The 14594-nt window shown below is 70.3% G+C and carries 15 protein-coding genes; 10 read left to right on the top strand and 5 right to left on the bottom strand.

The window, feature by feature from the left end; genetic code table 11:
• Window positions 1–80: 80 nt before the first annotated feature.
• Entirely contained in the window at window positions 81–512 is a 432-nt protein-coding gene (locus T336_RS24955) for a cysteine hydrolase family protein (protein WP_244883909.1), read from the bottom strand.
• A 45-nt stretch (window positions 513–557) separates the two neighbouring features.
• Between T336_RS24955 and T336_RS0109570 the strand changes: the two genes are divergently transcribed.
• The 5 genes from T336_RS0109570 to T336_RS0109550 all read left to right on the top strand — a co-directional run bounded on the left by T336_RS0109570 (window position 558) and on the right by T336_RS0109550 (window position 5334).
• A complete protein-coding gene (locus T336_RS0109570; RefSeq protein WP_026432362.1) occupies window positions 558–2192 on the top strand; it encodes a hybrid sensor histidine kinase/response regulator in 1635 nt (544 codons plus the stop codon).
• A gap of 114 nt (window positions 2193–2306) precedes the next feature.
• The gene (locus T336_RS0109565) at window positions 2307–3365 is read left to right on the top strand and encodes an SAM-dependent methyltransferase (RefSeq protein WP_019702226.1); all 1059 of its coding nucleotides are present in this window, start codon (window positions 2307–2309) and stop codon (window positions 3363–3365) included.
• 17 nt (window positions 3366–3382) lie between these two features.
• Window positions 3383–4204, top strand: a complete 822-nt coding sequence (locus tag T336_RS0109560) for a DUF1295 domain-containing protein (protein ID WP_026432361.1) — start codon at window positions 3383–3385, stop codon at window positions 4202–4204.
• Window positions 4201–4851: a DUF6134 family protein gene (locus T336_RS0109555; protein ID WP_026432360.1), complete on the top strand. Its 651-nt coding sequence runs from the start codon at window positions 4201–4203 to the stop codon at window positions 4849–4851. Before T336_RS0109560 ends, T336_RS0109555 begins: the two co-directional genes overlap by 4 nt.
• 63 nt (window positions 4852–4914) lie before the next feature.
• Window positions 4915–5334 carry a DUF2177 family protein gene (locus T336_RS0109550; RefSeq protein ID WP_019702229.1) on the top strand — a complete coding sequence of 140 codons (420 nt, stop codon included), beginning with the start codon at window positions 4915–4917 and terminating at the stop codon, window positions 5332–5334.
• A gap of 32 nt (window positions 5335–5366) precedes the next feature.
• Here the strand turns inward: T336_RS0109550 and T336_RS0109545 are convergent, their stop codons facing one another.
• Together T336_RS0109545 and T336_RS0109540 are read right to left on the bottom strand one after the other, a co-directional pair.
• On the bottom strand, window positions 5367–6038 hold the full coding sequence (locus tag T336_RS0109545; protein WP_026432359.1) for a ChrR family anti-sigma-E factor: 672 nt from the start codon (window positions 6036–6038) through the stop codon (window positions 5367–5369).
• Window positions 6035–6700, bottom strand: a complete 666-nt coding sequence (locus tag T336_RS0109540; RefSeq protein ID WP_013595868.1) for a sigma-70 family RNA polymerase sigma factor — start codon at window positions 6698–6700, stop codon at window positions 6035–6037. Before T336_RS0109540 ends, T336_RS0109545 begins: the two co-directional genes overlap by 4 nt.
• Window positions 6701–6804: 104 nt before the next feature.
• Here T336_RS0109540 and T336_RS0109535 point away from each other — a divergent pair, with 104 nt between their 5' ends.
• Genes T336_RS0109535 through T336_RS0109525 form a run of 3 tightly spaced genes read left to right on the top strand, consistent with a single transcriptional unit; the run spans window position 6805 to window position 10285 of the window.
• On the top strand, window positions 6805–8193 hold the full coding sequence (locus T336_RS0109535) for an NAD(P)/FAD-dependent oxidoreductase (RefSeq protein ID WP_026432358.1): 1389 nt from the start codon (window positions 6805–6807) through the stop codon (window positions 8191–8193).
• Window positions 8190–9005: a DUF1365 domain-containing protein gene (locus T336_RS0109530; RefSeq protein ID WP_019702232.1), complete on the top strand. Its 816-nt coding sequence runs from the start codon at window positions 8190–8192 to the stop codon at window positions 9003–9005. Before T336_RS0109535 ends, T336_RS0109530 begins: the two co-directional genes overlap by 4 nt.
• Complete coding sequence (locus T336_RS0109525) at window positions 9002–10285, top strand: SAM-dependent methyltransferase (protein ID WP_026432357.1); 1284 nt, start codon at window positions 9002–9004, stop codon at window positions 10283–10285. Before T336_RS0109530 ends, T336_RS0109525 begins: the two co-directional genes overlap by 4 nt.
• Window positions 10286–10330: 45 nt before the next feature.
• Here the strand turns inward: T336_RS0109525 and T336_RS0109520 are convergent, their stop codons facing one another.
• Complete coding sequence (locus T336_RS0109520) at window positions 10331–11137, bottom strand: SDR family NAD(P)-dependent oxidoreductase (RefSeq protein WP_019702234.1); 807 nt, start codon at window positions 11135–11137, stop codon at window positions 10331–10333.
• 243 nt (window positions 11138–11380) lie between these two features.
• Here T336_RS0109520 and T336_RS0109515 point away from each other — a divergent pair, with 243 nt between their 5' ends.
• The gene (locus T336_RS0109515) at window positions 11381–12799 is read left to right on the top strand and encodes an SPOR domain-containing protein (protein WP_026432356.1); all 1419 of its coding nucleotides are present in this window, start codon (window positions 11381–11383) and stop codon (window positions 12797–12799) included.
• Between the two features lie 146 nt (window positions 12800–12945).
• Complete coding sequence (locus T336_RS0109510) at window positions 12946–13281, top strand: I78 family peptidase inhibitor (RefSeq protein ID WP_026432355.1); 336 nt, start codon at window positions 12946–12948, stop codon at window positions 13279–13281.
• A gap of 40 nt (window positions 13282–13321) precedes the next feature.
• Here T336_RS0109510 and hemW read toward each other — a convergent pair whose 3' ends face one another.
• A complete protein-coding gene (gene hemW, locus T336_RS0109505) occupies window positions 13322–14572 on the bottom strand; it encodes a radical SAM family heme chaperone HemW (protein ID WP_026432354.1) in 1251 nt (416 codons plus the stop codon).
• Window positions 14573–14594 lie beyond the last annotated feature (22 nt).

The following is a 14594-nucleotide window of genomic DNA, read 5'->3' as shown; positions in this document are numbered from 1 at the left end:
ATGCCATTGCGATGCATCCATGCTGGGCGGCCCCCTGCGGCCTGGGCGTAGGACAAGCCCTGCCGCCCCTGCCGGAACTGTCACAGCAGGTTTCCGGGCAGCACGTCGCACTGAAAGGCCTCGTCCAGCTGCCGCAGGGCGCTGCGCTTGCGCGTGGGGGTTTCGGCGGCGGTGCAATCCCCGGACACCCAGACGTCGTAGCCGAGCATCCGTGCATCGGTGGCGCTCAGCATCACGCACATGTCCGCGGCAAGGCCTGCGACGATGACGCGGCGCGTCCCCATCTGCCGCAGCAGGTGCAGCAGCGGCGTGGACTGGAATGCGGAATGGCAGGGCTTGAGCAGGGTCAGGTCGCGCGGCCGGGGGGCCATGAGGCGGGCGAGTTCCCCGCGCGCCCCGGGCAATTGCCGGCATGCCGCGAGCAGGTCGCTGAATTCGCTGTGCCATGTGCCCGCGTAGGACGCCGCCGCCAGCTGCAGTGGGCGGCGCCTGCGCCTACAGGCGGGCGCCACCGGGGGAAATGTGCAGGAAGGCGGTTTGTCCGTATAGTCCGCCTGATGAGCAGCGAGAAGCCCCCCATCACCGGCCAGGCACGCCCCGTCGTCGCGGAAGGCGCCCCGGCCGAAGTCGCAGAGCACAAGGACGACATCTTTTTCGCGGCCATCGAAACCACGCGAATGCCGATGCTGGTCACCGACCCCCGCCAGCCCGACAACCCCATCGTGTTCTGCAACCGCGCCTTCATTTCGATGACGGGCTACCAGCCGCAGGACATCCTCGGGCACAACTGCCGGTTCCTTCAGGGCCCCGCCACCGACCGCAACACCGTCGCGGCCCTGCGCGAAGCCATTGAGCAGCGGCGCGAGATCTCGCTGGAACTGCTCAACTACCGCAAGGACGGCTCCACGTTCTGGAATGCGCTGTTCATCTCGCCCGTGTACAACTCCCGCGGCGAACTCGTCTATTTCTTTGCCTCCCAGCTCGACGTGAGCCGGCGCCGCGACGCCGAGGAAGCGCTGTCGCAGGCGCAGAAGATGGAAGCGCTCGGCCAGCTGACCGGCGGCATCTCGCACGATTTCAACAACCTGCTGCAGGTCATGTCCGGCCATCTGGACGTGATGCGCGTGCGCAACCGCAGCCAGAAGCTCGCCCGCGAGGACATCGACCGCTCCATCGACAGCATCCGCAGCGCCGTCAGCAAGGCCTCCACGCTCACTCAGCAGTTGCTGGCGTTCTCGCGCAAGCAGAAGCTCCAGGGCCGGGTCGTCAGCCTGAACGCGATGGCCACGGGCATGGCCTCGCTGGCCGAGCGCACGCTCGGCGAAGAAATCCAGATCGACTACGAGCTCGGTGACGACGTACCCAACTGCGAACTGGACACCACGCAACTGGAGGTGGCGGTGCTCAACCTGCTGCTCAACTCCCGCGATGCCATGCCCAGCGGGGGCCGCATCCGGGTCGAGACGCGGGGCATCGAGCTGCACGCCCAGGACGGCCATGCCTTCTCCGGCCTGCCGCCGGGCCGCTATGCCACCCTGTCGGTCACCGACACCGGCTTGGGCATCCCTGCCGACATGGTGCCGCGCGTGATGGATCCATTCTTCACCACCAAGGAAGAAGGCAAGGGCACCGGCCTGGGGCTGTCCATGGTGTACGGTTTCGCCAAGCAATCGGGCGGTGCCGTCACGATCTATTCGGAAGTCGGCGTGGGCACAACGGTGCGCATGTACTTCCCGGCCGTCCACGGGCGCGCGCACCCCGAACTGGTGGAGTCGCTCGCCCCCCATGCGCGCGGCGGCACGGAAACCGTGCTGGTCGTGGACGACCGTGTCGAGGTGGCCGACCTCGCCCAGGCCATGCTGGAAGGCCTGGGATACACGGTCCACGTGGCGCACAGCGCGCACGCGGCCCTCAAGCTCGTGCGCTCGCTGGAGCCTTCCGCGCTGCCGCACCTGCTCTTCACCGACGTGGTGATGCCCGGCGGCCTGAACGGCTACGAGCTGGCCCGCGAGATGCGCAAGACGGTGGCGGGCATCCATATCCTGCTGACCACCGGCTTCGACCGCGACATGGGCAGCCTCGCCAACGTCGCGCCCAGCGAATTCGAGATCCTGAAGAAGCCCTACCGCCTGGCGGATCTCGCCCGGCGCGTGCGCATGGTGCTCGACGGCGCCACCGGCACCAAGACCTGAACCCGCGATGGCAGCCACGGGATGCCGGCGCGCCTGCAATCCAAAACGGGGGCCGCCGCGTACAGGCCGGAACCAGGCGGGCCATCCGGCACGCCGCACGCCGGAGCCCCTCGCATGCTGCAGAACACCGCCACCGCCATCCGCCTCGTCGAACGGGGCCTGCTGCCCGACCGGCTCGTACGGCACGGCATCCGCCGGCTGCTGAAAGACCGGCTCGCAGAACTGCGCAGCGGCGACGGGGTGTCCGCGGCGGAGCAGACCCAGGCCTTCCTGGAGCGCATCCGTTCGGCGCCGCTGGCCCTGGTTCCAGAGAAAGCCAACGCGCAGCATTACGAGGTGCCGGCGGAATTCTTCGGCAAGGTGCTCGGTCCCCACCGCAAGTACAGCAGCTGCCTCTGGCCGGCCGGCACCACGACCCTGGAGCAGGCCGAGGAGGCCGCCCTCGCCGAGACTTGCGAACATGCCGGCCTGCAAGACGGGCAGCGCATCCTGGAGCTGGGCTGCGGCTGGGGCTCGCTGACGCTGTGGATGGCCGCGCGGTACCCTGCCAGCACGATCACGGCCATTTCCAACTCGCACTCACAGCGCCAGTACATCGAGGCCGCAGCCGCGCGCCGTGGGCTGCGCAATGTGCGCGTGCAGACCTGCGACTTCAACGTCTTCGACACCCCGGAGCGCTTCGACCGGATCGTGTCGGTGGAAATGTTCGAGCACCTGCGCAACTGGCCCCGCGCCTTCTCGCACGTGGCACGCTGGCTGGCCGACGACGGCCGCTTCTTCATGCACGTGTTCACCCACCGGGAGGCGCCCTACCCGTTCGTCGCCCGGGACGCCAGCGACTGGATGAGCGAGCATTTCTTCTCGGGCGGCATGATGCCCAGCGACGACCTGGCCCTGCACTGCCAGGACGACCTGCGCGTTGCGCGGCGCTGGCGATGGGACGGCACCCACTACGCGAAGACATCGCGGGCGTGGCTGGACAACATGGACGCGCACCACGCAGAGCTCCAGCCGCTGTTCAGGCAGGTGTATGGCCACGAGGCGGACACCTGGTGGACGCGCTGGCGGCTCTTCTTCCTGGCCGTCGAGGAACTCTTCGCCTATGGCGAAGGCCAGCAGTGGTGGGTCAGCCACTACCTGTTCGACAAGCGGCCCGCGCAGGGCGCGGCCTGACAGGGCAGGAGGCCGGCATGGCAAATTTCCTTGGCACGGACGCCTGGCAGGCCGCGCTGGGCGGCCTGGCATGGACCATCGCCGTGGCTCTGGCCACCTGGGCGGTCAGCCTGGCCCGCCGCGATGCGAGCCTGGTGGACCGGGTCTGGGGCCCGATGATCGCCGGGGCCGGCGTGGTGTATGCCCTGCGGCTGGACTCCGCATCCGGGGACGGGGCGCCCTGGTGGGTCGTCGGCGTGGCCGCTGCCTGGGCAGCCCGGCTCGCCGTCTACATCACGCTGCGCAACTGGGGCCACGGGGAGGACCGACGCTACCAAGCCATGCGGGAGCGCCACGGCGAGCGCTTCGGGATCAGGAGCCTCTACCTGGTGTACGGCCTGCAGTCGGTGCTGGCGTGGGTGGTATCCGCCCCGCTTTTCGCCGCAGTGGCGTTCCCCCGCCCGGGCACTGCCTGGCTGGCCCTGCCCGGCCTGGCACTCGCCGTCTTCGGCCTGGTGTTCGAGGCCGTGGGGGATGCGCAGATGGCGCGGTTCAAGCGCCAGGGCGGGCGTGGGGACCGGGTGATGGACCAGGGCCTGTGGCGCTACACCCGGCACCCCAACTACTTCGGCGAGGCCTGCGTGTGGTGGGGCCTGTGGCTGGCGGCCCTCGGCGTGGCCGGCATTCCGGCGTTCTGGACCATCGTCTCGCCCCTGCTCATGACCACCCTGCTCCTGCGGGTCTCCGGGGTGGCGCTGCTCGAAAAGGACATGCACTCGCGCAGGCCGGCCTACCGGGAGTACCAGCGCCGCACGAGCGCTTTCATCCCGATGCCGCCGCGGTCCGGGAGGCCCTCGTGAACGGGCCCGCACGCCCCCGCCGCCTCCTGCGGGCCGCCGTGCTGGCGTGGAGGCTGGTGCCCGGACTGCTGCTGGCCGCAGCCACGGCGAGTGCCCATGCGCAGGGTGCGACGGAGCAGCAATGGAGCTTCACCGTGTCGCTGGACGGCAGCACGATCGGAGAGCACCGGTTCCGGCTCGGCGCCCTGGAGGGCGGCAGCCGCCAGCTGGAAAGCTCCGCGCGCTTCACGGTGAAAGTGCTGGGCATCGCGGTGTACCGTTACCGGCACGAAGCCCGGGAGCAGTGGCGTGGCAACTGCCTGAGACGCATCGCGGCCGACACCGACGACGACGGCGAACGCAGCACGGTGCGCCAGGAATTGGCGCCGAACACCCCCTGTACGCGCAGCTTCGCCTATTGGAATCCGGCCATCCTGGATTCCCGGCAACTGCTGGACCCGCAGAGCGGGAAGCTCGAGCCGGTGCAGATATCCCGGGAGGAAGACGGCTCGATCACTGTGCGCGGCCAGCCCCGCGCAGCGACGCGCTGGCGCATCACAGGGCCCCGCAACCCCATCGACGTCTGGTATGCCACCGATACCGGAGAGTGGGTGGGGCTGGATTCCACCGTGCAGGGCGGGCGCAAGCTCAGCTACCGGCTGCCCTGACGGCATCCGCACGCCCCGCGCACCACCGCACTCCCTTCCGTTTCCACCCTCTGAAAGCCGACCATGCCACGCACCTATGCCATCGCCTACGCCGCCACCGCCCTCGCCTTCCTCGCGCTGGACTCGGTGTGGCTCGGCACCATGGCCCAGCGCCTGTACCGTCCCAACATAGGGCACCTCATGCAGGAGGGCGTCTCGTTCGCCCCCGCGGTGGTGTTCTACCTGCTGTACGTGGCGGGCATGGTCTTTTTCGCCGTCGTGCCGGGCGTGGAAAAGCAAAGCTGGCAGCAGGCCCTGGGCCTGGGCGCCGCACTCGGGCTGGTGGCCTATGCCACCTTCGGGCTGACCAACCAGGCCGTGTTGCGGGATTGGCCCTGGCATGTCACCGCCATGGACATGGCCTGGGGCACGGTCGCCACCGGGGCCGCCAGCGCGATCGCCTGCGCGGTCGTCCTCCGGTGGTTTCCACCCGCATCGGCCTGAAGGCCTGGGGCTCCGGCCTTCCCGGGCCGGTCCTACATGCCCACCAGGCTGCCCGCCAGCCGCGCCAGCATCCCGTCGAAGCGCAGGCGGCCATCGACGGCCGCCAGGCAGATGCAGTCACCCGGCCCCTGCACCACCGGCTGGTGGTGCACGTTGTCGTCGGCAGCATCGAAATCCCCCGCGCCGAACAACGCATGTCCGTCATGGAAGGCGCCGTGCAGCACCTGCGTCCATTCGAGCCCGCCATGGGTATGGGCAGGCAGGCTGCGGCCAGGTCCGATGCGCAGCAGGAACACGTTCACGTCACCGGACGGCGGCAGGAGCGGACGACTCCAGCGCATGCCCGGGGCAATCCATTTCCAGGGCGAAAACGCCATGCCGCGCAGGGCCTGCGGCCACGCTGCTCCTGCAGGCCAGTCGGGGCCGCCCGCCACGGGCGTGGTGGCCGCACCCGGGCGGCGCCCCTCGTCCCCCGGGAGGGCATCGATGGCCCCCAGCACGCGGGCAAGCGCGTCGGGCCTCAGCGTCCGGGGCGGCAGGGATTCCAGCAACACGCCGCCCACGGCCTCCAGGGCCCTCAGGCGCTGTCCGCATTGCGGACACATCTCGGCATGTACCGCAGCCAGCAGCGCAGGCTCCGGCGGCAACCGTCCCGCGGCCAGGTCGAGGAGCAGGTCATCTCCAGGGTGGTGGTGGATCGTCATGGCGCATGGGCGCCGAGCAGGCGGCGCAGGTGGCGTACGGCCAGGCGTACGCGGGATTTCACGGTCCCCAGCGGGATGCCGAGGTCCTCGGCGATCCGGGCGTGGGGCTGGTCCTCGAAGAAGGAGCGGCGCAGCACCTGCGCCTGTTCGGGGGCGAGCGATTCGATCGCCCGCCGCACATCGCTTTCGCACTGGGCGGCGTAGGTCAGCTCCTCGGGGCCATCGTCGTCCATGGCGATGTCGAGCCCCTCGTCGCTGTCGGACAACTGGTTGGACTTGCGGCGCAGATGGTCGATGCGCAGGTTCCGCGCGATGGTGAACACCCAGGTGGAGACACCCGCATGGGCAGGATCGAAGGTGCCCGCCCTGCGCCAGAGATTGACCATCGCTTCCTGCGCGAGGTCTTCCGCCACGCCCTCCGCCAGGCCGAGGCGCATCAAGTAGGCCTTCACCCGCGGGGCGAAATGCTTGAAAAGCGCCGCGAAGGCCTGCCGGTCACCGTGGTCGGCCACGGCACGCACCAGCGCGATCCACGCTTCCGACGAAGGTGATGAAGGCAGTCCTTCAGTGTGATACTTCGACACAATCGACAGGTAGGGAGGCAGAGTGGAAGCGGTCCTCGCGGGAGGCTGCTCTGCCAGGGGCTTGCGGACGATGGTCATGATGCTGCCATTACGCAGCGATGGGCGGATTAGATCACGCCCCGCGGCATCGCAATCCAAGAGCCCGGCAGATGCGTACAGCACGGCAGCATCCGAGGATTCCAATGAGAACGACACCAGACATGTCCGCCGCTGGCGGCGGCTCCGCAGGCGGGGCACCCCGCAACGGCCCGCTCGATATCGCCGTCATCGGCAGCGGCATCTCCGGCCTGTCCGCAGCCTGGCTGCTGGCCAGCCGCCACCGGGTGACCGTGTACGAGGCGGATGCCCGGCCCGGGGGCCACAGCCACACGGTGGATGTGCAAGGGCCGGCGGGCCCCATGGCCGTCGATACCGGCTTCATCGTCTACAACGAATCGGCCTACCCCAACCTCACGGCCCTCTTCGCGCACCTCGGAGTGGAAACCGTTGCCACGGACATGTCGTTCGGGGTGAGCATGGACGGCGGGGCGCTGGAATATTCCGGCTCCGGCCTGTCCGGCCTGTTCGCGCAGCGCACCAACCTGCTGCGCCCGCGCTTCTGGTCCATGCTCCGGGACCTGGTGCGCTTCTACCGGCTCGCCCCGGGCGACGCACAGCAGATGGGCCTGCTGCCGCTGGATGAATACCTAGACCGCCGCGGCTTCGGCCGTGCCTTCCGCGAAGACCACCTCTACCCCATGGCGGCAGCCATCTGGTCCACCCCCGCCGCACGCATCGGCGAGTACCCCACGGAGTCTTTCGTCCGGTTCTGCGAGAACCACCAGCTGCTCAACCTGGGCCACCGGCCTGCATGGCGCACGGTCCGGGGCGGCAGCCGCCGCTACGTGGAGAAGCTCGTGGCCGACCTGGGACAGGACGGACTGTCGCTCGAGCGGCCCGCCGTGGAGGTGCGCCGCATGGACGACGGCATCCACGTCCGCACCGCCGACGCACGGGAATCGCGACGCCACGACCATGTGGTGATCGCGACCCACGCCGACCAGGCGCTGCGCCTGCTGCCCGATGCCACGCCCCAGGAGTCGCGCTGGCTGGGCGCGTTCGGCTACAGCCGCAACCGCACCGTGCTGCACAGCGACCCGGCCCTGATGCCGCGCCGCCGCGCGGTCTGGTCCAGCTGGAACTACGCCAGCGACCGCAGCCTGGCCGACGGCCTGAGCGTGACTTACTGGATGAACCGGCTCCAGCACCTGCCGGACGACCTGCCCCTGTTCGTGACCCTGAACCCGGTCCGCGAACCCGATCCCCGCCACGTGCTGCACACGCAAACGTACGAACACCCCATCTTCGACGGCGGCGCGCTGCGCGCCCAGCGGCAGCTGTGGAATCTCCAGGGACAGCGGCGCACCTGGTTCTGCGGTGCGTATTTCGGCGCGGGCTTCCATGAGGACGGGCTGCAGGCAGGCCTCGCCGTGGCCGAGGCCCTGGGCGGCGTCCGGCGCCCCTGGTCGGTGCCGAATGAGTCAGGCCGCATCCACTGCACGCCGGCGCATGCACCCGGAGCCCCCGCATGATTCCCGCGACCGCGCCGGTACCCGGCAGCGCGCTGTGCGTCGGGGATGTGACGCACCAGCGCCACCGCCCCGCGAGACACCGCCTGCGCTACCGCGTCCATGCCCTCTGGCTGGACGTGGATGAGCTGCCGGAACTGGCGCGCCGGCTGCGCTTCTTCTCCCTCAACCGGTTCAACCTCTTCAGCCTGCACGAACGGGACTACGGCGCGGGCACGGGCGAGAGGCTGCGCAGCCACGTGGAGCGCCAGCTCGCCGCGGCGGGCATCCTGGCCGGGATCGGGCCCATCCGCATGCTGACCATGCCGCGCATCCTCGGTTACGCCTTCAACCCGCTCACGGTGTATTCCTGCCACCGGCCCGACGGCGGCCTGCTCGCGGTGCTCTACGAAGTGAACAACACCTTCGGCGAGCGCCACAGCTACCTGGTGGCAGTGCCCGGTGCTCAGGCGCACGACGCACGGCAGCGCCATGGATGCGACAAGTCCTTCCACGTCTCGCCCTTCCTGCCCCTGTCCCTGCGCTATGCGTTCGACCTGCGGCGCCCGCAGGTCCCTGGCGACAGGCTGTCGCTCGGCGTGACGGCCGGCGACGCCGCCGGCCCCGTGCTCCACGCGGCATGGCGGCTGCACCTGCGGCCCCTGACGGACGGCGCGCTCGCCCGGGCCTTCTTCACGCATCCCCTGCTCACGCTGAAGGTGATGGGCGCGATCCACTGGGAAGCGCTGCAGATCTGGCTCAAGGGCGTGAAAGTCCATGCCAAGCCGCCTGCCCCCGAGCGGCACCTGACCATCATCCGCCCCGAAGAAACATGACGCCCTCCTCCACCTCGCCCACGAAGGCCGCGAGCGGCCTGTCCGCGGAATCCTCCGCCCACCACCTGCCGCACGGGCGTCGCTCCGCTGCCCGGCCCTGGTTGCACCGGCCTCTGGAGCACCTGCTGCGCAGGCTGCTCTCCTGCATGGCCTGCGGATCACTCTCGGTACACCTGCCGGATGGCAGGGCCCTGCACGGCGCCGGCGCAGAGCCCGGCCCGCAGGCGGCCCTGGTCCTGCACGGATGGAAACCCGTGTGGCGGCTGCTGACCGGCGGCGACCTTGGCCTGGCGGAAGGGTACCGCCGGGGTGAATGGTCCACGCCGGACCTCGTGGCCCTGCTGGAATGCGGCAGCCGCAACGAGGCCCCCTGGAGCCGCGCCATTGGAGGCGGCTGGCCGGCACGCTGGGCCGGCAGGCTGCGCCACCTGCTGCGCTCCAACACGCGCGGCGGAAGCCGGCGCAACATCGCCTTCCACTACGACCTGGGCAACGACTTCTACGCGCAGTGGCTGGACCCGTCGATGCTCTACTCCAGCGCGATCTATCCCACGGGCTCGGAATCGCTCGAGGCGGCCCAGGCCGTGAAGCTGGACCGCATCGCGCAGCACCTGGCACTGCAACCCGGCGACGAGGTACTGGAAATCGGCTGCGGCTGGGGTGCGCTGGCGCAGGACATGGCCCGGCGGGGCGCCCGGGTGACGGGCATCACGCTGTCTTCGGAACAACTGCGCTTCGCGCAGGAGCGCATGCGGCAGGCAGGGCTGCAGGATGCCGTGGAACTGCGGCTGCAGGACTATCGGGACGTGCCCGGCACCTTCGACCACATCGTCTCCATCGAGATGCTGGAAGCCGTCGGCGAGGCCTACTGGCCCACCTACTTCGCCACCCTGCGCGACCGCCTGCGACCGGGCGGGCGCGCAGTACTGCAGGTGATCACCATCGCGGACCGCCACTTCGACCACTACCGTTCGGGGGCGGACTTCATCCAGCGGTACATCTTCCCCGGCGGCATGCTGCCCTCGCCTTCCGTGCTCGCCAGCCAGGCCGCGGGCGCGGGCCTGCGCATCCGCTCCAGCGAGACCTTCGGCCCCGACTACGCCACCACCCTGTCCCAATGGCGCCAGCGCTTCCAGGCCACCTGGCCGTCGATCGAGCCGCTGGGCTTCGACGAGCCGTTCCGCAGGCTCTGGGAGTACTACCTGTGCTATTGCGAAGCCGGCTTCCGCACGGGGCACATCGACGTGGGCCTCTACACCCTGGAGCATGCTGACGGCTGAGCGATCTGCCCGGGCCGGCCACGCCGTACGGCCCTGCCGCCACCGTCAGCGTTCGGCCGTGCCGGGCTCGGCCATCCTGCGGTGCTGGGCCGCGACCAGTTGGGAGGGTGCCATCTTCGCCAGGGCCACCTGCAGCTTGTTGCCCAGGCCCACCACCACGTCCGCCTCCCCGGCCTCCATCGCGGCGTAGCCCGTGCGAGCCACCTCGGCCGGATCGGACTTGCCGGGCTGGGTGCCGAACTTGGTGTCCAGCATGCCCGCCCGCTCGAAGAACGCGGTATCGGTCACACCCGGCATGAGACAGGTCACCGTCACCCCGCAATCCTGCAGTTCGTCGCGCAGCGCGGCCGCGAACGAATCGACGAACGCCTTGGTGCCGTTGTACACGGCCTGGAAGCTGCCGGGCAGGAAGCCGGCGATCGATCCGGTGATGAGGATGCGCCCCCGGCCGGCCGCACACATGCGCTGGGCCACGCGCTGCACCAGCCATACCGTGCCGGTCACGTTGGTATCGATCACATGGCGCACATCGGCAAAAGGCTGGTCCAGGAAGGCTCCGCCCAGGCCGTGGCCCGCATTGGCCATGAGCGCATGCACCATGCGGTCGCCAACGACCGCCCAGAGCTTTTCCAGCCCTTCGGCCGTGGCCAGGTCCACCTGGATGAACTCGACCTCCGCACCTTCGGCACGCAACGCGTCGGCCGCACCGTTGAGGGGGGTATCCGCCGCCAGCACGAGGTTGTAGCCGCCCCGGGCGGCACACCGCGCCAGCTCCAGGCCGATTCCGGAAGACGCTCCCGTGACCACCGCCAGGGGCCGCATGGCCTCCCGGCTGCCTTCGATTGATTCCATTGCCAGACCTCTTTCCAAGCAGATGCGTGAAAGGCGCGGCACCCGCCGCTCACCGCCACCCCACCTTTCCACACGGGAACGGACCGGGCAGGTGCGATTCGGGCGCCTCCATGCACACGATGGTGGAAGCCACCGCGGCACCTGCCTGTCGGACACCGCGCCGCCCAGCCCGGCGACAAAACCGCGCTTTCCCTTGCCATGCGGCCTGCCGCGCCGCGGGCGGCCCATGCCAGAATCCGGGCCATGTCCGCACCCTCGGCCTACGCGGTCACCGCCGCCACCACTGCCCGACGCTCCACGGAAAGCACCATGGCCGCGCTGTACCGCGCTGCCCTGGGCCCGATCGGCGCGGCGAGGTACCTGCCCGCTTTCGAGCGCTTCGACGAGGCCGGCCGCACATTGCCCGGATGGAACTGGGCAGCCGCGTTGCTCACGCTCAACTGGATGGTGTTCCGGCAGCTGTGGAGCGCAGCGCTCGTCTATGTGGCCGCACTCGAGGGCCTGGCGCTGCTGGCCGTCGCGGTCGGTCGCTACACCGGAACCTGGCCGCTTCCCGTGCTCGCCGGCCTGGGCATGGCGGTGCTGCTGGCGGCCACCGTGATCCCGGGGCTCTACGGCAACGCCATCGTCCATGGCGAAATCCGCAAGCGGATCACCAAGGCGCTCGCGGCCTCCGCCACGCTCGCCCAGGCCCAGGAGCGGCTGCAGGAAAATGCGCCGACGCAGCGCAGGCTCGTGTGGATCGGCGCGGCCAACGCCATGCTGGCACTGCTGCTGGCCGCCTTGCTGTTGTTCCAGGCGGACCTGTCCGCCATGGCGCCTGCCGCCGCCTCCCACCCTCCGCCTGCCGCCGCACGGGGCGCACGGGCCACTGCTTCCGCCGTGCAGGCGCCTGCATCCGACGCGCCGTCCCACCTGCCCGGGGACGCATCGGCCGCCGCAGGCACTGCGGGCCCGTCCTCCGTTCCCGCCGCTGCGGTCCCCATGTCCGCACCATCGGCAGCCGAGCCGACCGACGCAGCATCCCGGCCCTCTATTCCCACAGCGCAGGCGTCGGCGCCGGCGTCGGCATCTGCACCGGCAAGTTCTCGGGCGGCAGTGCCGCCGGGCACCAGCCCGGCGGCCGCATCCCTGCCCGTGCCGCCCCGGCAGGCGGCCAGCGCGGCGCCCCGGGCCATGGCAAGTCCCGCCCCGGCAGCTTCAGCGGCCTCTCCGGCCGTGGCGCCGGCATCCGCTGCGTCCACCGCGTCATCCCCTACAGTGCCTGGCAACGCCTCTGCGCGGTCCCCGGCGGCATCCGCTGCCGCGCCCGCATCGGCCCGGCCGGCCCAGGCACCGGCCAGCGCCGCCTCCCGCCGCACAGCCGTCCCCGCGGCTTCGCGCCCAACTGCGGACCGCACCGACTCCGCAGCGGTGCCCGCGCGCAAGCTCTACATCAACGTCGGCCTTTTCGCCGAGCCTGCGAATGCGCAACGCGCGCACGGCATGCTGCGCGGTGCCAGCATTCCGGCAAGCACGCAGCCGGTCACCGCGGCAGATGGCCGCGAACTGCTGCGGGTGCGCGCCGGCCCGTTCACCTCGGCATCGCAAGCCAATGCAGCCGCCGCGCGCATCCGGGCCCTCGGGCTGGAAACCTCGGCCGCGGCTGCACAGCGCCCGTGACGCCACCGCCCGCGGCAGCCCCGTGTTACCGCTCGTGACGTTCCCGGACCGCCCTCTGCGCTAAGGTCAGGCGGCCGGGCCGGCGTATCTCGCCAGGCGGCACCAGACACCCTGCACCACCCCTTCAGATGACGGAGCCACCTTCCATGCGCACCACTGCCAGCCTTCTCGCCACTGCCGCCTTCGCACTCCTCGCCGGCGGCTGCAGCACGGCGAACATGCCGTGGGGCGGACAGCCCGCGCCGGCCCCGGTCGGCCCGACGGGCGCCCCCATGGGCGGCACCTGCAACGCCCAGCCGGCCCAGGGCCTGATCGGCCAGAACAGCACCGCGAGAGTGGTCGAGGATGCGCGCGTGCGATCCGGGTCCCAACTTGCACGGCTGCTGCGCCCCGGGCAGATCGTCACCAAGGAATACGACCCGCAGCGTCTCAACCTCGAGGTGGACGCATCCGGCCGCATCACCGCGGCCCGCTGCGGCTGATCCGGCGCACCGCGGGCCACGGCCCGCACCGGAACCCGCTTCAATCTGCCAGGAAGAGCTCCTGCAGGTCGCTGAGGAAGTCGAACCCGCGCTCCGTGGGGCGCACACGCACGGAGTCCCTCACGATGAGGCCCTTGCGCCCGGCCTCGTCCAGCGCGCCCGCGATGGCACTGAGCGGCAGCCCCGTGCGATCCATGAAATCCTGCAGCGCGAAACCTTCGCGCAGGCGCAGCGCATTGAGCATGAACTCGAACGGCAGGTCCGCCCTGCGCACTTCGTGGTCCTGCGCCACGGCGTTGCCGGCCAGGGCCTGCTCCATGTAGCGCTGCGGATCGCGGAACCGCACCTGCCGCACCACGCGGTGGGCGAAGCTGAGCTTGCCGTGCGCCCCCGCGCCGATGCCGAGGTAGTCCCCGAACTGCCAGTAGTTCGTGTTGTGCACGCACTGGTGCCCTGGACGGGCATAGGCGGAAATCTCGTAGCGGCGCAGCCCCGCCGCCTCGGTCATCTCGGTGATCCGGTCCAGCATGGCATAGGCCAGGTCGTCCTCCGGCACCACCGGGGGAAACTTGGCGAAATAGGTGTTGGGCTCGATGGTCAGGTGGTAGATGGACAGGTGCGGAGGCTGGAGCGACAGCGCCAGCGCCACGTCCCGCTCCAGGTCCTCCAGGCCCTGCCCGGGCAGCGCGTACATGATGTCGAGGTTGAACGTATCGAACGCCTGCGCGGCCTCCTGCACTGCAGCCAGGGCCTGTGCCCGGTCGTGCACCCGCCCCAGCGCCTGCAGGAAGCGGTCGTCGAAGCTCTGCACGCCGACGGACAACCGCGTCACCCCGGCCGCGCGGTAGGCGCGGAAGCGATCCTTCTCGAAGGTCCCGGGGTTGGCCTCGAGCGTGATCTCGGCGTCCGCCTCGAGCCGCAGCCGCGCCCGCACCCCGCCGATCAGCTGGTCGATGGCTTCCGGCGAGAACAGGCTGGGCGTTCCCCCGCCGATGAACACGCTGTGCACCGTGCGCCCCCAGACGAGCGGCAAGGCGGCTTCCAGGTCCGCCATGAGCGCATCCAGGTAGCGCTGCTCCTGCAGCGCCCCCGCGCCGCCCCGCGCCTCATGCGAATTGAAGTCGCAGTAGGGGCACTTCTTCAGGCACCAGGGCAGGTGCACGTACAGCGACAGCGGCGGCGGGGCGCCCAGGCTCAGGACGCCGGGCCGCATCGAATGCCGCACGTCGCGCAGCGGGGCGGGCGCCTCTTCGGCGCCAGGATGGGCGGCAGGAACGATGGAAATGGACACGGGAAGGGAAACGTTGGAAGAC

It is taken from the genome of Paracidovorax oryzae ATCC 19882 (genome assembly GCF_000687165.1).
GTDB classification, from domain to species: domain Bacteria; phylum Pseudomonadota; class Gammaproteobacteria; order Burkholderiales; family Burkholderiaceae_C; genus Paracidovorax; species Paracidovorax oryzae.
This window is presented reverse-complemented; position numbering and strand designations above follow the sequence as displayed.